Origin of the sequence: Sphaerochaeta globosa str. Buddy (assembly GCF_000190435.1) — a bacterium.
GTDB classification, from domain to species: Bacteria; Spirochaetota; Spirochaetia; order Sphaerochaetales; family Sphaerochaetaceae; genus Sphaerochaeta; species Sphaerochaeta globosa.
The window spans coordinates 2,810,355-2,829,826 of record NC_015152.1 but is presented as its reverse complement, the minus strand read 5'-3'; the positions used below and the strand labels follow the sequence as shown (position 1 = coordinate 2,829,826).

Annotated in this window: 19 protein-coding genes; 12 read left to right on the top strand and 7 right to left on the bottom strand. The window is 49.9% G+C overall.

Features of this window, described 5'->3' with window-relative positions; translation table 11 throughout:
* Position 1 precedes the first annotated feature (1 nt).
* The 11 genes from SPIBUDDY_RS13175 to SPIBUDDY_RS13125 all read left to right on the top strand — a co-directional run bounded on the left by SPIBUDDY_RS13175 (position 2) and on the right by SPIBUDDY_RS13125 (position 12,998).
* On the top strand, positions 2 to 3,121 hold the full coding sequence (locus tag SPIBUDDY_RS13175; RefSeq protein WP_013608262.1) for a bifunctional FdrA/YlbE family protein: 3,120 nt from the start codon (positions 2 to 4) through the stop codon (positions 3,119 to 3,121).
* Complete coding sequence (locus SPIBUDDY_RS13170; protein WP_013608261.1) at positions 3,108 to 3,983, top strand: cyclase family protein; 876 nt, start codon at positions 3,108 to 3,110, stop codon at positions 3,981 to 3,983. The genes SPIBUDDY_RS13175 and SPIBUDDY_RS13170 overlap by 14 nt, the downstream gene beginning before the upstream one ends.
* The gene (locus tag SPIBUDDY_RS13165; protein ID WP_245523780.1) at positions 3,958 to 4,689 is read left to right on the top strand and encodes a hypothetical protein; all 732 of its coding nucleotides are present in this window, start codon (positions 3,958 to 3,960) and stop codon (positions 4,687 to 4,689) included. The genes SPIBUDDY_RS13170 and SPIBUDDY_RS13165 overlap by 26 nt, the downstream gene beginning before the upstream one ends.
* Before the next feature lie 3 nt (positions 4,690 to 4,692).
* Positions 4,693 to 5,889, top strand: coding sequence for a thiolase C-terminal domain-containing protein (locus SPIBUDDY_RS13160; protein WP_013608259.1), 1,197 nt, complete (start codon positions 4,693 to 4,695; stop codon positions 5,887 to 5,889).
* A 10-nt stretch (positions 5,890 to 5,899) separates the two neighbouring features.
* The gene (locus tag SPIBUDDY_RS13155; protein ID WP_013608258.1) at positions 5,900 to 6,283 is read left to right on the top strand and encodes a Zn-ribbon domain-containing OB-fold protein; all 384 of its coding nucleotides are present in this window, start codon (positions 5,900 to 5,902) and stop codon (positions 6,281 to 6,283) included.
* Between the two features lie 18 nt (positions 6,284 to 6,301).
* On the top strand, positions 6,302 to 6,970 hold the full coding sequence (locus SPIBUDDY_RS13150) for a GntR family transcriptional regulator (RefSeq protein ID WP_013608257.1): 669 nt from the start codon (positions 6,302 to 6,304) through the stop codon (positions 6,968 to 6,970).
* Positions 6,951 to 7,910, top strand: coding sequence for an oxamate carbamoyltransferase subunit AllH family protein (locus SPIBUDDY_RS13145; RefSeq protein WP_013608256.1), 960 nt, complete (start codon positions 6,951 to 6,953; stop codon positions 7,908 to 7,910). The genes SPIBUDDY_RS13150 and SPIBUDDY_RS13145 overlap by 20 nt, the downstream gene beginning before the upstream one ends.
* A complete protein-coding gene (locus SPIBUDDY_RS13140) occupies positions 7,907 to 8,728 on the top strand; it encodes an FAD binding domain-containing protein (protein WP_013608255.1) in 822 nt (273 codons plus the stop codon). Before SPIBUDDY_RS13145 ends, SPIBUDDY_RS13140 begins: the two co-directional genes overlap by 4 nt.
* A complete protein-coding gene (locus SPIBUDDY_RS13135; protein ID WP_013608254.1) occupies positions 8,722 to 9,207 on the top strand; it encodes a (2Fe-2S)-binding protein in 486 nt (161 codons plus the stop codon). The genes SPIBUDDY_RS13140 and SPIBUDDY_RS13135 overlap by 7 nt, the downstream gene beginning before the upstream one ends.
* The gene (locus SPIBUDDY_RS13130; RefSeq protein WP_013608253.1) at positions 9,200 to 11,656 is read left to right on the top strand and encodes a xanthine dehydrogenase family protein molybdopterin-binding subunit; all 2,457 of its coding nucleotides are present in this window, start codon (positions 9,200 to 9,202) and stop codon (positions 11,654 to 11,656) included. The genes SPIBUDDY_RS13135 and SPIBUDDY_RS13130 overlap by 8 nt, the downstream gene beginning before the upstream one ends.
* 88 nt (positions 11,657 to 11,744) lie before the next feature.
* Complete coding sequence (locus tag SPIBUDDY_RS13125; protein WP_013608252.1) at positions 11,745 to 12,998, top strand: uracil-xanthine permease family protein; 1,254 nt, start codon at positions 11,745 to 11,747, stop codon at positions 12,996 to 12,998.
* A 114-nt stretch (positions 12,999 to 13,112) separates the two neighbouring features.
* Here SPIBUDDY_RS13125 and SPIBUDDY_RS13120 read toward each other — a convergent pair whose 3' ends face one another.
* From SPIBUDDY_RS13120 to SPIBUDDY_RS13105, 4 genes are all read right to left on the bottom strand, one after another.
* Complete coding sequence (locus tag SPIBUDDY_RS13120; protein WP_013608251.1) at positions 13,113 to 13,460, bottom strand: cupin domain-containing protein; 348 nt, start codon at positions 13,458 to 13,460, stop codon at positions 13,113 to 13,115.
* A 230-nt stretch (positions 13,461 to 13,690) separates the two neighbouring features.
* Complete coding sequence (locus SPIBUDDY_RS13115; RefSeq protein WP_013608250.1) at positions 13,691 to 14,650, bottom strand: nucleotidyl transferase AbiEii/AbiGii toxin family protein; 960 nt, start codon at positions 14,648 to 14,650, stop codon at positions 13,691 to 13,693.
* Entirely contained in the window at positions 14,640 to 15,404 is a 765-nt protein-coding gene (locus SPIBUDDY_RS13110) for a type IV toxin-antitoxin system AbiEi family antitoxin domain-containing protein (RefSeq protein ID WP_013608249.1), read from the bottom strand. The genes SPIBUDDY_RS13115 and SPIBUDDY_RS13110 overlap by 11 nt, the downstream gene beginning before the upstream one ends.
* Before the next feature lie 432 nt (positions 15,405 to 15,836).
* Positions 15,837 to 16,268, bottom strand: a complete 432-nt coding sequence (locus tag SPIBUDDY_RS13105; protein WP_013608248.1) for a hypothetical protein — start codon at positions 16,266 to 16,268, stop codon at positions 15,837 to 15,839.
* 161 nt (positions 16,269 to 16,429) lie between these two features.
* Between SPIBUDDY_RS13105 and SPIBUDDY_RS13100 the strand changes: the two genes are divergently transcribed.
* Positions 16,430 to 17,008: an NADPH-dependent FMN reductase gene (locus SPIBUDDY_RS13100; RefSeq protein WP_013608247.1), complete on the top strand. Its 579-nt coding sequence runs from the start codon at positions 16,430 to 16,432 to the stop codon at positions 17,006 to 17,008.
* Between the two features lie 75 nt (positions 17,009 to 17,083).
* Here SPIBUDDY_RS13100 and SPIBUDDY_RS13095 read toward each other — a convergent pair whose 3' ends face one another.
* Genes SPIBUDDY_RS13095 through SPIBUDDY_RS13085 form a run of 3 tightly spaced genes read right to left on the bottom strand, consistent with a single transcriptional unit; the run spans position 17,084 to position 19,421 of the window.
* Complete coding sequence (locus SPIBUDDY_RS13095) at positions 17,084 to 17,812, bottom strand: ABC transporter permease (RefSeq protein WP_013608246.1); 729 nt, start codon at positions 17,810 to 17,812, stop codon at positions 17,084 to 17,086.
* Positions 17,809 to 18,495: an ABC transporter ATP-binding protein gene (locus SPIBUDDY_RS13090; protein ID WP_013608245.1), complete on the bottom strand. Its 687-nt coding sequence runs from the start codon at positions 18,493 to 18,495 to the stop codon at positions 17,809 to 17,811. Before SPIBUDDY_RS13090 ends, SPIBUDDY_RS13095 begins: the two co-directional genes overlap by 4 nt.
* Positions 18,495 to 19,421 (bottom strand): ABC transporter substrate-binding protein, encoded by a 927-nt coding sequence (locus SPIBUDDY_RS13085; protein WP_013608244.1) that lies wholly within the window; start codon positions 19,419 to 19,421, stop codon positions 18,495 to 18,497. Before SPIBUDDY_RS13085 ends, SPIBUDDY_RS13090 begins: the two co-directional genes overlap by 1 nt.
* Positions 19,422 to 19,472: the final 51 nt, after the last annotated feature.

Below are 19,472 nucleotides of genomic sequence, written 5' to 3'. Positions count from 1 at the left end.
CATGAAACAGGTCGTTGTCAAGAAAGACATGTATGTCGATTCTGTTGTCTTAATGCTACTCAGCAGGGATCTGGAAACAAGAGAAGAAGTCGAATCGGCAACTGTTGCCATGGGCACTGCCATGAATGTGCAATTGCTCATCGCCCAAGGGTTCTCTCCCGCACAGCTCGAAAAAGCTACCCCTTCCGACCTGCTCATAGCCCTCAATTGTCATCATGAAAAAGACATACCCACCATACTTACATTCACCGACACGCTGTTGGCAGGCAAAGGCGGGAGTGGGAAAGCAGGGACTTCGCAGGAAGTTTTTTGCAGCATTGAAGATGCAGTACAAGCCCAAGAAGAAACAAACCTCGCCATAATATCCGTACCAGGTGCCTATGCAGCGCATGAAGCAAAAAAGGCGTTGGACCTTGGCCTGAATGTCATGATATTCTCCGACAACGTTACCTTGGAAGATGAAATTGCGCTCAAGAGCCGTGCCCAGGAAAAAGGCTTGCTGGTCATGGGTCCCGACTGTGGGACGGCCATACTCGGGGGAAAACCCCTGTGCTTCGCGAATGTAGTCCCCAGTGGCTCGATCGGGGTGGTTGCCGCATCAGGTACAGGCTTACAGGAAGTGACATGCCTCCTTACTCGAATGGGCTGCGGCATCAGCCAGGCCATCGGTACCGGGGGAAGAGACCTGAAGAACAAAGCCGTAGGAGGGCGGATGATGCTCATGGGCATCACAGCCCTGGGCAACGATCCAAACACCGAGCTTATCGTGGTGGTATCAAAACCCCCCGCACCGGAAGTGGTTACCACCGTACTCAATGCCTTGGTGCAGACAAACAAGAACTCAGTCGTGCACTTCATCGGAGCCGATGCAAATCAGTTTCCCGGTCATCCCTTGATTCACTGGGCTTCCAATCTGGAAGAAACCGCACGCATTGCAGCCTCGCTCAGCGGTAAAGCCATCCCCAAGCGTGAACACTCTGATGATTGGCCGTTTGACCTGGACCATGAAACCATCGACGCCTTGGTCTTACGGGAAACAGCGCATAGATTGAGTGAGCAAACCTGTATCCGTGGATATTACACAGGGGGGACACTCTGTGACGAGGCTTGGATATCCCTTGCCGGCCTCAAGGAAAAGGTCTATTCCAACAACCATACCAACCCAGCTTTGGTCCCCTCAGACCCGCACATCTCTAGCGGGAATACCATCATCGATCTGGGTGATGACGTCTTTACCGTAGGGCGGCCGCATCCCATGATCGACCCCACCACCCGTACCGATCGAATTCGCAAGGAAATGCATGACGCAACCATCGCTGTCATGGTACTCGACTGCGTACTCGGCTACGGAAGTTGCGACGACCCGGCGGGAGCGATGGTTCCCACGTTGCTTGCAGCCAAACAGGCTGCTCTCAAACGGGGAGGGTATCTGAGTATCGTCGCTTCGGTAACCGGAACACAGCACGATCCCCAAGGTCTTGCAAGCCAGGTGCAAAAACTTGAGCAGGCAGGGGTTGTCGTCATGCCGTCGAACTTCCAGGCTGTCAAACTGGCCCAGAGGATTTTACTGAAGCAACAGGGCGTCGGAAAACAAGTAAAACAAACAGCTGCATCGGTGCAACCCAAACTCAAGAGTGCTACGTTGTCACCTATGCTGCAGGTTGCCCCGATTCTCTCGCTCTTTACAGAGGGAGTACATGCCGTAAACCTCGGTTTGGAATCATTCTCTACGAATCTCAAGGTATGTGGGGGCGATGTTCACCATTTGGATTGGAAACCCCCTGCCGGTGGTGATGTCGCTTTGATAGATGCACTACGTCGCATAGAGGACATCAAGGGCATCGATATCGAGCAAGCCAACAAGCAAGCCGTGGAAAGGGTCCTAACCAGCAAACCGATGCTGCTTGGCATCGCCAAGGCAAAGGACGTCATCCCTGGCATGCGGGAGAATCTTCTATTGCATGCCGGTCCCCCGGTTACCTGGGCCCGTATGTGTGGTCCCATGCGGGGGGCGGTCATCGGCGCTCTGTTGTATGAAGGGATGGCAAAGGATGAGAAGGAAGCCCAAAAGCTTGCAGCCTCGGGCAGCATAGAATTTGAGCCCTGCCATCACCATAATGCGGTCGGTCCTATGGCCGGCATTATCAGCAGTCGTATGCCGGTGTGGATCGTAGAGAACGACACCTACAAAAACAAGGCGTATGCAACACTCAATGAAGGACTGGGAAAGGTGCTCCGTTACGGCGCATACAATGAGGAAGTGTTGACCCGCCTCTCTTGGATGGAAACAGTACTGGCACCGATTCTGAACAAAGCCCTGCAGCTCCATGGACCGATAGACATGCGTTCCTTGATGGTGCAAGCCTTGCAGATGGGCGATGAATGCCACAACCGCAACAGGGCGGGAACCTCTCTGGTCATTCGTGAATTGGCCCCGTATCTTGTATTGCTTGACGAACCGAAGAAGGACATCTCCGATGTGCTGACATTCATGCACAAGAATGACCACTTCTTCCTCAATCTTTCCATGCCGTCTGCAAAGTGCACGATGGACAGTGCAAGAAATATTCAGGGAAGTACGCTCATAACGGCGATGGCCCGCAACGGTACGGATTTCGGTATACAGCTTTCAGGCCTTGCAGACCGTTGGTTTAAAGCCGGGGCAACGGCGGTGGAAGGGTTATATCTGCCCGGGTATAAAGCCGAGGATGCCGCATTGGATATCGGAGACTCGGTCATAACCGAGACATCGGGTATCGGCGGCTTTGCCATGGCAGCCTCTCCTTCCATCGTCAAGTTCGTCGGTGGCTCTCCCTCTGATGCAATCATGTACACCAAACGGATGTACACCATCACCATGGCTGAAAACAGAGAGTATAGGATTCCCATTCTGGATTTCAGAGGGACTCCCACCGGCATCGATGTACGGAGCGTGGTGGAGAAGGGAATATTGCCCGTCATCAATACCGGAATCGCGCATAAGGAACCGGGTATCGGAATGGTTGGGGCAGGTTTGGTGAAACCTCCGATGCAGTGTTTTCAGGATGCTCTCTTGGCTTTTGCCGACGAATATGCGCCGGTTGATCATAGCGTGAAAGGAGAAAGCAATGAAAGTAATTGATCTGACGATTCCCTTGGGCGTCGGAACCCCGCCTTGGCCAACGTATATACCGCTACAGGTCCAATATTTCAAGCGGCTTGCCCCCAACGGAGCTAACGGGCAGGTGGTAACCCACTCCAACCACGTGGGAACTCACCTTGATGGAGAAATTCACTTCTATACGCCCGGCAAGGATATTGCACAGCTGGATATGGACTTTCTGGTACATGAAGGCGCCATTGTCGACCTTTCCGATGTGTGCGGCGACTACGATGTCTACACCTCGAAAATGGTCGAGGAACGCGTCGAGGTGAAAGAGGGTGATATCCTGCTCATCCATACCGGGTATCACCACTATGGGTGGGACCAGCCTACCGGGGACGAGATCAGATACATGATCAAGCACCCGGGACCCGATCGGGAGTTTGCAGAATGGGCCAAGAAAAAGAAACTGCGGTGGATAGGAGTCGACTGCGGCAGCGCCGACCATCCCATGAACACCAAAATCCGGGACTGGATGCCCAAGGAAGCCAAGCAGTGCGATGCACATTTCAAGGAAAAGTACGGCAAACCTTTGGATGAGTTCTTTTCCGAGGACAAGTACCAGTTGATGCACATTGAAATGTTCAACCATGGAATCATCCATGCAGAGTGTGTCGGGGGAGACCTCGATTTGCTGTTGAACCAACGGGCGGTCATCGGATGCTATCCTTGGCGGTTCGTGGATGGGGAGTCCTCCATCGCCCGAATTGTAGCCCATGTCGATGACGATCGCTATGAAAGGCTGATGGCAAAGAAGGCAAAGGCTGTACTTACCCGTTTTGGGGATGTTGCAGGAAGCAAGAACGCTTGGTTGCATGAAGAAGCAAGAAAACATAGGTAAAAAAAAAGGAGTCTACGATATGGCATTGGATGCTATGGAAAAGACATTGAGACCTCCTGAGCTGACGCTCAAGGCCTATCCCCCCAAGGTAATAACTTTGGCATCAGGGGAGAAAATGGTGGTTCGGGAAGCTAAACGGGAAGAAGTGGGAGCTTTGCTGGGAACCTTGTATCCCCTGATCGGTGTCCCAAAGGACTTCTACGACATCGTAGCTGTGCGCATGTATTCGGAAATCCTTGGCTGGTATCGCTATCGGGTGGCCAATGAGTTCGTCCTGGTCGGTACCATCGGCGGAGTCATCGCCGGCATCGTCACCAGCCGTGCCGTTACTCCGCAATTGGGTATGAGCCTGCATACATTGACGATCAAGCGAGGCCTTCGGGTAGGGGCTCAGCTGTTTGCTGCAAAAATGGAACATCACATCGACATTTTGGGTGAAGATGAAGTGTACATCGTTGCCGAGAGTCCCAACGGTTTCAAGCGATGGATGATCGAATACCAGCTTGAAGACCGATCAGCCCAATTCCCCGAAGTCAGGCATGAATTAGGCGGAGTTCCCACCTATGTGTTGACTCGACCGCTTTGGGAAGCCGTACGGCCAAGCAAGTGTACCGGCAGCCGGCCGGTTTCACCTGAGGATCTCAAATCATCCGAAAAGCTGATTATGCCCAGTGAATATCCCCAGATCCCGGGATTCAAGAGGTAAGCCATGGCAAATGTAGGAATAGTAGGAATCGGGCACACACGATTCGGCAATTCATCCGAGTATGATCTTTCGGATGTATTGGCGTATGCTGCAACTGATGCCCTGGAGGATGCACATTTCCTATCAAGAAGGAAAGAAGTGGACCAGGTGATCGTAGGCAATATGGCAAGCGGTCTCTTCTGTCACCAAAGTGCCGTGGCTTCAGCCTTGGTAAGTCGCATGGATATGGAACCGGTCCCTGCAGAGCTGGTGGAGAATGGGCCCGCCTCGGGAGCCAGTGCCATCAAGATCGGGTACATGGCGATTGCCTCCGGCATGGCCGACATCGTTCTGGTTGTTGGAGGCGAAATCATGCGCAAGGTCTCGGGTTGGGTTGGAACCGAGTATGTAGCGACGATGCTGCAGACCGAAGCCGAATACAACATGGGACTCACTCTTCCTGCCTTCGGGGGCATGTTCACCCGCATGTATATGGAACGTTATGGACTGACCGAACGTGATCTTGCCTTGTTGGCAGTGAAAAACCATGCCAATGGAGCAAAGAACAAGTACGCCCACATCCAAGCTCCTTGTTCCATAGAAGCAATCAGTGATGGTCCTGAAGCGTCGGTAGTGAATACGTACGTGGCTGAGCCGCTTCGCATGTATTCCACCTGTCCGGTAAGCGATGGGGCCGCAGCCTTGCTGTTGGTAAACATGGATAGTCCGAAGGCTAAGCTTTTCCCCAAGAAGCCGATCAGGATCGCAGGCATCGCCAGTGCCACCGATACGCATTGCGTGCATAACAGAAAAGATCCTTTACTGCTCGATGCAGTGAGGATTGCAGCTGAGAAAGCCTATGCAATGGCAAAGCTTACACCAAAGGACATCTCCTTTGCGGAGCTTCACGATGCTTTCTCCATTCTTGAACTTGCCATCAGTGAAGAGGTTGGGTTCTTTGAGCGGGGTAAGAGTTTCTTGGCGGTACGTGAGGGACAGACCAACATCGATGGGAGATTGCCGATCAATACGTCCGGGGGGTTGAAATCCAAAGGCCATCCGGTAGGGGCGACCGGAGTATCGCAGGCGGTGGAACTGGTAAGGCAGTTGCGCGGGGAAGCTGAGAAAGGAAGGCAGGTAAGCAATCCACGCTATGGAATGTCGGTCAATTTCGGTGGATTCGGCAATAATGTCGTTGCGCTGATCTGCGCGAAGGAGTAAGGGTGCAACCATGATTGATTTCAGCATGTACGAGCTTAAGGAACCGAAGATTTCCGCCTACCGATGTGAATCGTGCGGGACGCTGTATTACCCAGCACCCATGGTGTGCAAAACCTGCAACTGCCGCCGCGATCCTGTAACTGACAGGGGATGGGAGAAATTCGACTTGGAGGGACCGTGCACCTTGCTTTCTTGGACACGGCTGTGGAATCTTCCCGAAGGCTATACAAAAAAGAACATGCTATTCGGGATCGTTGAATTCGAAAATGGACTCCGTGCATCCGGGCAACTGGAAGTGGATGAACCCAAAACAGGAATGAAGTTGGTTTCAACCGTGGTGGAGTCGGATGAACGACCGGGCAACCCCGTGAAGGTATTCGTTTTCAAGCAGTAGCATCCCAGGAGGATCTCGATGGGCAATCCGGCACGCAGCACTGATATCTACAACACGCTTTCAAAGCGAATCATAACCTGGGCTTACACCCCGGGATATCGGTTGACGGAAGAAGAGCTCTGTGCCGAGTTTGAGGTTAGCCGCTCTCCCGTGAGAGAAGCGCTCAACAGTCTAGTATCAGCCCGTTTGGTTTCCAAGGAAGCTCATAAGGGGTATATGGTAAGGCTGATCGACCTCAGGGAAGTGAACGAACTGTATGACACCCGACTGGTCCTGGAACTCGCGGTAGTCCAGACTCTTTGTGAAAAAGGTATGGATATCCACGTGCTTAAGGATTTGCAGGAACGTTGGAATACGTTGATAGAAACGTTGCCTGAGGTACTTGCCTTGTGTGCCGACGAGGATGAGATTTTTCACAGAACGCTCTGCAGTGCTGCGGGGAATTTGGTGATGGCCCAGATGTTGGACGATATTGCCAAGAGGATTCACTTCGTCAGACTATCGGACATAACCGATCCTGACAGGATGCGGATAACCTGCCAGGACCATCTTGATCTGTTGTCTGCACTTCAGCAAAGGGATGTAGAATCAGCAAAGGCGATCGTGCGGCGGAACATCCTTTGGGGAAAAGAGAAGGTCGATACCGCCATCAAGGAGGCGTTGTTTCATGCGCACCATATGGCCTGAAGGTCCCTTGGGGACCATTGAGGTAATGGGCTCACGCTTCCCTTCTTCTCCAAGGGTGCTTTCGGTGCACTCTGTATTCAACACCTCGCTGAATCTTAAGGATAAAGATGGTAGCCTGTACGCTCTGGTGATGCGACCTTCGCAACTGCATCCCTGTACCGCTGTCATGCATCCCAAATCGACCTGTACAGAATTTTCCCAGCTTTGCCTTAGCGCCGGACAGAAGGTTATGCTGCAGGAGGAACGCATAAGTTTCGACTGTGGACTTTGGGTTTCCTTTGTAGGAGCCATGAGGGTGCATCCATACAACGAGGCAGCACCTTGTGTCAGCTCCCTGAAAGTAAAGAGCATTACTCGACAGGGAAATGAGCTTTCCAAGGCCCAACACGGAAAAGGTACGTTGTTGGTGTATGATGCATTATTTCAGCATCTCGATGTCAGCGATGGTTTTATGGGATATTTTTCCCCTCATGCAAAGGTTCTTCTCGTAGGTGTCCAAACAAAAAATCTTCTCGTAGCTGAACGGGGAATGCAGGCCCTCTTGGGGCTTGGTCCCGGTTCCACCCCGGTGGGTGATGATTTTCTTTGTGGTTTTCTTCTCGCCCTTTTTATGCTCTCTCAATCGGCCGACGATAGCTCGTTTACTCATTTCGTACAGGTATTCACTACGAGTATTCGTCGAATGCTCCATGATTCATTCCACTATACAACTGACATCTCAAAACACATGCTGCTCCTTGCCTGCGACAATTTGTTTGCTCAGGCATTGGTTGCGTTTGCCAAGGTGTTTTCTCAAGCCCAAGTCGATGAAGTGCAGTTTGCTGGAGCGTTACAGGTACTTTCAGGATTGGGCCATAGTTCCGGGTTTGATGCAGCTTCCGGCCTGTTGTACTGCCTTCATGGCCTTATGCCGGAAATTTTTGGGAAGGGGGACGTATGATTGTTGAATTCTCGTACAAAGGACCTACCTCGGAATCTACTCTGTTGGAATTGTTGTCTGATACATCCCGAAAGGCAAAGTTGCTCGCCGGTGGGACAGACCTATTGGTTGGTATCCGGGGAGGTGTATACAAACCCGATTTGGTACTCGACCTGAAAAAGATACCCGAGTATCAAAAACTGGTTTTGGGGGAGGATCACGCCCTTACGATAGGACCTGCTGTTACCATCAATGAGATTCTCTCAAACAAAGTAGTGCAGCAGTACCATCCTCTTCTGTGTGCATGTGCCAAGGACTTGGCTTCCTATCAGATTCGCAATCGGGCGACCGTGGTTGGGAATATCGTGAATGCTTCTCCGTGTTCCGATATGGCTCCCGCATTGCTGTGCCTGGATGCGACGATCACCATTGCCTCGGTGAGGGGGAAACGCGAAGTGGCAATCGGCGAGTTCTTTACCGGGGTGAAAAAGACCGTACTGGAAAAAGACGAACTGGTCACTGCCGTACATGTTCCTGCAAGCAGTGCATCTGCAAATGGCGTCTATCGGAAGTTGAAGAGAATACAGGGCCATGACCTGGGGATCGTAGGGGTTGCAGTAGCCCAAGTACAGGGGAAACTAAGAATTGCGGTGAGCTCAGCAGCTCCAACTCCTGTAGTTACCAAGCCTTTGGATGGTACTCTTTCCGTTGAAGCGTTGCTCAAGGAAGTCGATTCCATCATCAGTCCCATCAGCGATGTCCGGTGTTCACAGGAATATCGCAGGTTCATGGTTTTGGAGTACACCAAGTATTTGCTGAGGGAGGTGACATCATGCTGATACGAGTCACGGTGAATACAGTAGTCTATGAACGTGAGGTGAAGGAAAACCGTACCCTGCTGAGGTTCTTACGGGAAGACCTGGGGCTGACAGGAACCAAGGAAGGGTGTGGTGCCGGTGAGTGCGGCGCCTGTACGGTATTCCTTAATGGAAAGACGGTAAATTCATGCATGGTCCTTGCTGTGGAAGCCGATGGTGGTGTTGTCCAAACAATAGAGGGGGAAGCTCAAGAGGGAATGCTTTCCGCGTTGCAGGCAGCGTTTGAAGCCCATGGGGCGGTCCAATGCGGTTTCTGTACTGCGGGGATGATCATGTCTGCACGACAGTTGATCCATAACAATCCCCATCCTACGAAAGAGGAGATTCAGGAAGGTCTGGAAGGTAATTTCTGCCGATGTACCGGCTATGAGCAGATTATCGAGGCTATTTTGGATGTCACCGGTCAGGTGCAGGAAAAGGAGGAGTTGCGGTATGTATGAAACCCTCGATCGTTCTGTTCTGAAAAGTGTAGGAAAAAGTGAGATTCGCCCCGATGCAAGGGTCAAGCTGACAGGTGAGGCCGGCTATGTCAGCGACATGGTCCTTCCCGGGATGCTGTATGCGCAGGTTAAGAAGAGCCCGCATGCACGGGCAAGGATATTGAGCATCGATACGTCAAAAGCCGAAGCCTTGCCGGGAGTAAGGGCTGTATTGACGGGAGCCGAGCTCGATTATCGGCTGGGGCTCTACATCGTGGACAAGTATATTCTTGCAAAAGGAGAAGTGCGCCATTATGGGGAGGCGGTAGCTGCAGTGGCAGCCGAGACGCTGCAAATAGCCCGCAAGGCAGTCGATTTGATAGAGGTTGTCTATGAGGTCCTGCCTCCCGTACTCAGTCATATGGATGCGCGCAAAGAGGATGCTCCTCTGGTACATCCCGATTTGGGCAGCTACCAATACATCAAGGCGGTCTTCACTCCGATTCCGAATACCAACATTGCGAACTGGACGAAACTCCGCAAAGGCGATGTGGAACAAGGATTCGCAGAAAGTGATTATATTGTGGAACGCGAGTACGACAATCCAAGTGTACAGCATGTTCCCATGGAAACCCATGTGGCCATTGTTACCTGGGGTTCCGGGGACAAGGTCACCATCTATACCAGTGCCCAGTCGCCGTTTACCGTCCGCAATCTGTTCTGCAATACGTTCAGTCTTCCCCTGTGCAACGTACGGGTGGTCATCCCGTATGTCGGAGGTGGATTCGGCGGGAAGGCCGGTATTCATATCGAGCCCTTGACGGCATGCCTTTCGAAGAAGGCCGGCGGAAGGCCGGTGAAATTCCAAGCTACGAGGGAGGAAGAATTTTCCTTATTGCCTTGTCGCAGTGCCCTGACGTATCACATAAAAACAGGAGTTACCAAGGAAGGAAAAATCCTTGCCCAGAAAATGGAGATGTATTGGGATGCCGGTGCGTATGCTGATTATGCGGTGAATGTCACCAGGGCTTCGGGGTACTCGGCTTCGGGGCCGTACGAGATTCCCAATGCATGGGTCGATGCGTATACGTTGTATACGAACAAACCCTATGGGACTGCCTACCGTGGATTTGGGCACGTGGAGTTTCACTGGGGTATCGAACGCCATATGGATTTGGTCGCAAAAACGGTGGGGATGGATCGGGTTGCTTTCAGAAAGCTCAATGCCCTGAAGGAAGGCTCCATTACCTTGACCGGGGAGAAAATCACCAAGCATTCAGGAGATGTGGTAGCCTGCTTGGATGCTGTTGCTGCCTCAATCGGATATGGGAAGCTTTCCAAGGAAGAGCGACAAAGACAGAAGGATACCGGTTGGAGGATTGGCAAGGGGGTGGCGATGTTGCAGAAAGCTCCAGCCATGCCTTCCAATACCGCTACTGCCAGCGTGGTGAAAATGAACAGCGATGGGACGGTTTCTGTCAATGTAGGGTTGACCGATATCGGTCAAGGGTCCTCAGCTGCATTGGCACAGATTGTTGCCGAGCGCCTGGGTTTCGAGTACAAGAAGGTCTTCGTCAAAATCGAGAAGGATACTGACAGCGATCCCTATGACTGGCAGACGGTAGCTTCCAAAGGTCTGATCATGTCGGGGAACGCCTGTATCCTGGCTTGTGAGGATCTGTTGAGAAAAGGGTATGCCGTGGCCTCCCATGTCCTGAAGGCTAGTGTGGATGACCTTGCCCATGACGGAGAGGGTGTCTATGTAAAGCATGACAGTGAGAACCGCATTGAATGGCCTCAGATAGCCATCGGGTACGCGTATCCGGATGGGAAAGCCATCGGCGGGCCCTTGATCGGGGTGGGTAGTTACATAGCCCAGGGACTTTCCAATCTCGATAAGGAGACAGGCCAGGGTAAACCTGCCCTGGATTGGACCTTTGGTGCCCATGGAATCATCTGTGAGGTGAACCCCAGGACTGGGGAATACAACATACGAAAGATTGCCTCGGCTTTTGATGTAGGAAAGGTAGTCAATCCTCAGTTGCTTCGGGGCCAGATTGTCGGTGGGATGCTTCAGGGTTTGGGAACAGCCATGTGTGAAGGCTATATATTCGATACACAAGGGCATCTGCTCAATCCTTCGTTTACCGATAATAAGATTCCGACTTCCAAGGATTTGCCGTTTGAGATTGAGACGATTGCAGTGGAGAATTCTCAAATCGACGGGCCTTATGGAGCCCGCGGGGTGGCTGAACACCCTATGATCAGCGTTGCACCGGCGTTGGGAAATGCTCTTTTTGAGGCAGTAGGGGCCGACCTGGTTCATATGCCTATTCGAAGTGAGGATGTCTGGAGAGCTATGGGGGATAAAACGCCAATCGACAATTGGATTACCAAGTCTCCGATCGGTTCATGTCGCAGCGACTTGGTATACAAAAAGGAGGATGCAAGCAAGCATGGAATTGATTGAAACGATGTATTTGAATCAAATGTCCGGGCTTATGTCTCTGCGCGTGAGATCCGGATAGGACTGTAGGCTTTTTTATGAGGAGACTATCGTGACTAAGAAAGATTTGACAGGAAAGAACATTGTATTTGGACTCCAACATACCTTTGTCATGTTCGGGGCAACGGTATTGGTCCCGATTCTTACAGGGTTGGATATCGGGGTGACGTTGTTTGCCGCAGGTATCGGAACTTTGTTGTTCCATGTGATAACCAAATTCAAGGTTCCTGTGTTTTTGGGAAGTTCTTTTGCCTATATACCCGGCATTGTTGCCATCGGGGCTTCTCAAGGGTTGCCGTATGCATTGGGTGGTATAGTCGTTTCCGGCGGGCTCTATATTGTAGTTTCAATTATTTTCAGATATGTAAAATATGAGAACCTGCATAAGATTCTTCCTCCCCATGTCACAGGACCCATGATCATTATGATTGGGCTGATTCTAGCCCCTGTTGCCATCCAGAATGCCAATGGGACGAACTCCCCGGGCATCGCCGAAGCAATTGGGCAGAATGGTTGCTGGCTTGTTGCCTTGCTGACGTTCGGAGCTGGGGTGTTCGTCAAGATTGGCTTCCCAAAATTTGGATGGAAGTTTGCTTCCAATCTTCCCGTTCTGCTTGCCTTGGTGTTTGGCTATTTTGTTTCCATCATCATTGGGATCATCGATTTCTCCGCAGTCAAGGAAGCCGCCTGGGTGGGTATCCCTCATTTTACACTGCCCAAATTCTCAGTAAGTGCCATAACCGTCATGGTCCCCATCGCCATTGTTACGATGGTGGAACATTTTGGTGACATCCTTGCTATCGGCAATGTAGTCGGCCAGGATTTCATCAAGGATCCCGGCATCAAGAGAACGTTGCTTGGTGATGGTCTTGCGACCAGTTTGGCCGGTTTGATCGGCGGTCCTGCAAACACGACATACTCTGAAAATACTGGTGCTATAGCCCTTACGGGGGTTTCCAATCCCATTATTATGAGAATTGCTGCAGTGTTTGCGATTTTCCTCTCCTTGATTCCCAAGTTCACCGCGTTGATCGGTACCATTCCCGCTCCTGTAATCGGTGGTATTTCCATTTTGCTGTTTGGTATGATCAGTTCGATCGGTATCAAGAATATGGTTGACGCCAAGGTGAACCTTTCCAATCCGAAGCTGTTGATCATCAGTGCTGCCATGTTGGTGTTGGGACTCGGTGGAGCTGCCTTCAAGTTGGGCGCAATACAACTTTCGGGTCTTGGACTCGCTGCCATTTTCGGTATTATTCTCAATGCAATCCTCAGGCCGAAGGATATAACCAAGTCCGAGGGCTAAGGGTGAGTCTGCAATGGACTGATTCCAAAGAAAAGGATTAAGAAAGGAACAACCAGAAAAGAAATCATGCAACGAATGGCTTCATCAAGAAAAGGATGAGGCCGTTCGTCTGTATCAGAGAGGGAGAAACAGCGACCGTCTACCTTTTCCGTCAGGACTTTTGGAAGCATGCCCGACTCCCGTTGTGTCCTCTACCAAGACAATGGACCCTGGTCCAAACGTCCGTTTCTCGCCATCTCCCACTTCAATCTCCACCAACCCTTCTAGCATGACGATGTACTGCCTGCAGGGTGCCGTGTGCCAAGGATAATCGTATCCTGGAGGGTTTTCCCGAAGTATCATGCACTGTACTGCAAGAGGAGAGGACATCCACCCCAAAGGTCCTGAAGGGGTAACCAAAACTTCCTGTTCTTCGAAATGGGAATTACCGCTTTGGTCTGCATAGATTCTTGTGATGGTCATGCGATGCTCCTCGCTATTTCAGCTTTCCCATGCAAAAGTGCACGATGAAACTACCCCGGTAGTATACCATGGCTTGTTGGATGGGGGGCATAGGATATCTGCTGGTTCCTTACCTGCATATCACCAATTGGAGTACATGCCACTAGGGAGGTCTTTCCGCCCAAATCTGACAGGAGATGCCATCGCAGTGTATAGCGATAATCCAGTATGTGAAGTATGGCTTATTACAATTATATATTCCCGATTACTTTATCCCTGCATTTCCAGATTGCCATAGGGTGATACATAAGTCGTTCTACGATAGTTGAATCATCAAACAATAACTCAGGCTTATATTGGTTTCGAGAGAAGGATGACCAAAAAGCCAGCTCATTAGTTGTCGGTATAAGAATTTCCTGCAAATATGCAACAACCGTTTCATAGGATTTTTTGACATCAAACCATGTACCATGACGTAGAACTGGTACGAGATCAGTCTTGATTCGTTGTTGAGTTATTAATTTGGCATTCTCTAAATTGAATTGTTCCGGTACCTTCTCAGACCCAACTGCGCTATAGAACATCACACATTTTCTTAATAATGATTCTTGAGATTTATTGATAAGGCCCTGCTGTATCATCATAGCTACATCAAACAGATCTCTTGGTGCGGCACGATTGATCATAGCCACAATTTTTGAAGCATATATTTCTATTGGATCGAGGCTAAGTGCAGTTAGCTCTTCTTCTCTCCATGACAATAGGGCAGTTCTTTTTGTAGGAGGAAGAATATGGCAACGAAGCATGTAGTTGATCTCGATTTTAATATTATCCTTCATGCTACCAGCATTTTGGTATTCAAACACAAGTGAATCCAGAGCATGATACGTTTTTGACTTGGCCCCAAGCAGGTAACCGGCAGAACTCATGTACTTTCCAATTCGTTCTACAAGGATTTTTCGGGTCAGCAACATTTCATCACGGGAGATATTGTCAGTGAAATCCAAATCTATATCAACAGAGAGCCGAGGAAGCTCGAGGATCATCAGATTGAGTGCGGTTCCTCCTTTGAGAGCTAATAACTCAGATAATAATGAGTCAGAATTGATCCATTTCAATACATCTGCCAGCCGACATATTTTTTCAAAGGTATCTCTGACAAAGCCCAGTTCTCGAGCTTGTCTGCCTAGTACCATGCGATTATATTGCATCGTAATCAGTCACTCCTTTATTAACAAGCTGCAACACATCTGCAGGTGCGTACATGTTCCAATTCTTATGCCATATAAAACCGTTCGATTTTTCATGCAGGTACGATTTACCAGATGGGAGATGTGTTTTGCACTCCTTGAAAAACGAATTGGATATATGGAGTGAGTTTGCTAATGCAGAAAGAATCAATCCGGTTTTTTGGTACAAGAACCCGTTAGCATACTCCTCCAAGCAAGCAAGAAGAGCTGTTTCCTCCAGTGCAGGAATCAGCAAGAGGCATCGTAACAGTTCTTCCAATCCCCCAATTCTCTCGAACATATCTATGCTTTCTATCACAGCTCGTTCAAGGGACGAGATACGGACTCCATTTGGTTCGTGTTGTATGTGGCTGTAAATTTTTGGGACAACTCGCCGATAATTGATGCTATCAAATTCAAAATCTCGAAACCGACTCTGACTTGTCACATAAACCTCATAGAACACTTGATTCGCATAGCCGTAATATTCAAAAGCACTGTGGTACGAAACAACAGCATCATCGCTGATATGGGAGGCAATTTCAAAACGACTTGGTACTGGTTGTTTCGATTCTAGGCTGATTGCAACATAGAGATTCTTCCGGACACTTTGGATATATCCTTTCTTTCTATACGCTTGGCTAAGAGACTTTGCGGCAGCTTCACTGCCTGTAATGGTTTCCAAGTCTGTAATTCGGAAGCATCCGAGAGATACTAACTCTGGATAATACTTCATACACTACCTCCTTCTGTAGGTAATATAACACAGAAAGATGGTTATAACTATCTTTCTGTGCAATTGTGGCTACAATTGAAACGGTATATACTGGATTTTACTCAGAATGCTTTAACAATATAGTAAGTGAAAACGCATTCGGTTCTGCTTCAGGTTTTCCTGTACTGAGGATGGCATTGGGGGAATTCCAGAGGAAGTACCACGATTTTTTCCATGAGGTGTATGAGCGAGCAGATATCCAATGGCTCTTAGCTCGCTCGCACCGAAGCCAGCCACATGGCCATGCGAGATGGTGAAGAAGTCTATCTCAACGGTATCAAAGAATTTCTCAACAAGGTGTAATAGAGAACATCTCTTTGTAAGACTGTCCCGGATCCTAGATACTATTCGGGACAGAGAGCAAACATTCAAATCTTGAATGAAAGCCGTGTTCTAGTTCTGAATCTGCACAATGCCTGCGAGTACGATCAAATGCAGCACCACCTGTTCAATCCAGGAGAACCATTCAGAACCGCTAATGTTACCGAAGTCTATGGTCAATACATCGAGGATGACAATCATGGCAAGCCAGAATATCACGATTGCCATATGGGCAAGTTTGACGAACTTGTCAGGGATGCCTTGCATAAGCAATTGGGCGCCCAGAAACAACCCACACAGCAGTTCGAGTGTGGAGATGAGATAGAGCAACAGCTCATTGTCACCTCCAAACATGTTGGAAAGCTCCCGGGAAATCTGGTTACCTAGTCCCCTGCCAGAAGAGAACCCGAGGATTCCCATTGCAATAAACAGCAGGGCGATAAGCATTTGCATAGCTTTTTTCGATGCTACAATCTGTAGCGATGCCTTAGGATCTTTTGCCATGTTCTCACTCCTCATTCAATACGTAGCTTCATTGTAGTGCCATGGCAGCCTGGCGTAAAGGCTGGGGGAGTACTAAATCTTAGGTATCTACTTGACGATTACAAAATAATATTGTAAGCTACTAAATATACAGCAATCAAACATTGTTAAGGAGATTTGAAATGAACGTACCAAAAATTGGAATTATCATAAGCAGCACCAGAGCAACGAGAGTAGGACAGCAGGCGGCAGAGTATGTTGAGTCAATCGCAAAGAAGAGAACCGACCTCTCTTTTGAGATCGTCGACCTTCGGGACTTTCCCATGCCGTTCTTCGACGAAGTAGCTTCAAACGCTTATGTCCCTTCAACCAACACTATTGCCCAAGCATGGCAGAAAAAGGTTGCAAGTCTGGATGGCTTCATTTTCGTTACCGCTGAATATAATAACAGTATAACAGCAGCCCTGAAAAATGCACTGGACTATGCCTATCCTGAGTGGAATCGCAAGGCAGCAGCTTACTTCTCCTATGGATCAGCCGGTGGAGCACGTGCTGTACAGCACCTTAGGGACATCTGTGTTGAACTGCAGATGGCACCGGTCAGGCAGTCTGTACTGATTATGGGAAATGACTTCTATCCGATCATGAACGGTCAGAAGCAGGTAAAGGACCTTCCCAATCTCGAACCCCAGGTAACAAACATGCTCGATCAGCTTTCCTGGTGGGCAACTGCATTGAAGAGCGCCCGCGAGAGTAAGTAATACGCATCGATATCCAGTAACCAAATAAACGTTGGGAGGAACAGGCCGTTGGCTTGTTCCTCCTTTTTAGTTTGCTCAGCGCATCTCGTTCGGATACACAACCTTCTCCAAAGCATCGAGCAGTATATAGAGCCCAAGTCCCAGGAGACTGAGCAGAACAATTCCTGCGTACATGCCTACATAGTGGGCCATCACCCAGTTGTTCATAATGTAATAACCCAGCCCATAGGTGGCTGCATAGTTTTCGCTGATGAACAGCACCGACAGCGAAATGCCGAGGGTAATGCGCAAGGAACTGAATATTCTCGGTAGTATTGCCGGCCACACGATATCGGTAATCACCTGCCTTGGGGTGAGTCGGTACGCTTTGGCAAGCTCCAGGTACTGCATGGGGATTTCCTTCACTCCGTCGCGGATAGTTACGGCTGCAGGAAAGAATACTATGACTGCGATAAGGATGATTTTTGAGAGGTCACCGATACCGAAAAGCACCATGAAAACCGGAAGAAAAGCAATCTTGGGAAGGGGATAGAGCAGGTACAGTACCGGCGAAATGAACTGGTCGAGGCGCTTCTTGCGGCCGGCGACCATACCGGTGGGAATGGCGAAGAAGAGGGCAAGAGCCATCCCCATAGCAATCCTGTACAGCGAAAAAAGCAGATGCAGGTACGTCTTTGTAGTTTGCATGGTTGAAAGAAGAAAAACAAACACTGCATGGGGGTAGGGTATGATCGGACTGTGCATCAGCAAGGCCAACAGGTACCACCCTATAAGAACAACCAATGAACCTCGCAGGTATTTCATAGATTCCCTCCAAGCTTACAACGCAACGTCCGCTCCAACTCAAAGGCCTCGGTTCTGCTGCGTAGGTCTGAAAGGGCGTAATAAGGATTTTCTGTCTCATAGGAAATTCCGCCAGGAGTCATCACTACAATCCTATTTCCCATGAACACAGCCTCCCTGATGCTGTGGGTAACCAGAACCAACGTGATGTGGTGAGCTTGGACATAGGCTTTCACTTCATCCTGCAGCCGCTCCCTGGTCTGTTCATCCAAGGAGGCAAAGGGTTCATCGAGCAACAGAAGGCGGGGGTTGCGAATGAGACAGCGTGCAAGGGCGACCCGCTGTCTTTCCCCGCCGCTGAGTTGTTTGGGATAGCTTTCCGCCTTATCCGAGAGTCCTACCAGAGCCAACATCTCTTGTGCCTGCTTTCTCATGTCCTTGGGCAGCCCAAGGCACACATTGTCGAGGGCTCGCTTGAAGGGAAGCAGACGGTCCTGCTGAAACATGAGTGAACACTCAAGCGGGGAAGCAATGCTCCCCGTGCTCAGTGGAAGCAGGGATGCAATGGCATACAGCAGACTGGTTTTGCCACAGCCGCTCTTACCTATGATGCTCACCCTATCGCCTTGCTGTACTTCCAAAGAGAAGTGGGAGAATGCGAGCTTGGTGCCATAGCTAAGAGAGGCATCCTGAATGCTGAGCATCACAGGCCTTCGATGAAGCGGGAATCGATCATGGCGGTAGGTGAGAATTGATACTTCATACCGGTTACCGAACTCGTCCAGTCCATAATCTCCTGTATGAAAGGAGTGCTGGGAAGCCTGGGGGATTGGTATATCGGCACCTTGATCGTCAAGCAGATTTCTCCAGGAAGGTTTGGAATATATTTCATCAGGGCGTCACGTGCAAGATTCTCGTCCTGTCCGATGGCTTCAACCGCCTTTGCATAGGCGATATGAAATCTCTTGAGTGCTATAGTCTTCGTTTGCGTGGCTTTCTCGGTGAAAGCGATGATGTTCAGGCTTTCCGAAGGAATGCCAGCAAAGAAGAGCTTATCCAACCCACGAAGCTGCCCGATGGAGGCAAAAGGCTCAGGAAATATGCCGGTATCGAGTTGGCCTGAGACTACAGCCTCAAGGCGGGCGGGTATCTCATTGATATAGACTTTGTTGATGGTATGGTCTTGCCCAAGGTACTTGTCGACGAGGTAGTTGGTGACACTTATTTCCATCGTGCCAGCCGAAATTGCCTGCTTTTCCTGTAAACCGGGTTTTGCCAGAAGGGGAAAATCCCCATCGGTGGAAAGCGTTCCTATGAGCTTGAAATCTCCCTCTGTCTGGGTGATGAGGGCAACCAGGTCGGTCATGGCCCCATCGACCTGGCCGGTCTGCAAGGCAGTCTGGCGATTCTGGCCGTTGGTGAAAAGTATCAGGTCGACAGCAACGCCTGCTTCCTGAAAATACCCTTTCTCCAGGGCTACATAAAAGGGCGCGGCATCAACAGCGCTCATCATGCCTACGGTCAGACTGGGAAGGGCAGCTTGTGCAGAAGTTTGTTGTTCTTCTTTCCTACAGCCGGGAAACAGTAACAGGGTCGAGAAGAGAAAGGCGATCAGAATCTTTTTATACATGGTAGACCTCATACATACATCAGCATACTGTAGCATGGCAGAATATGCTGA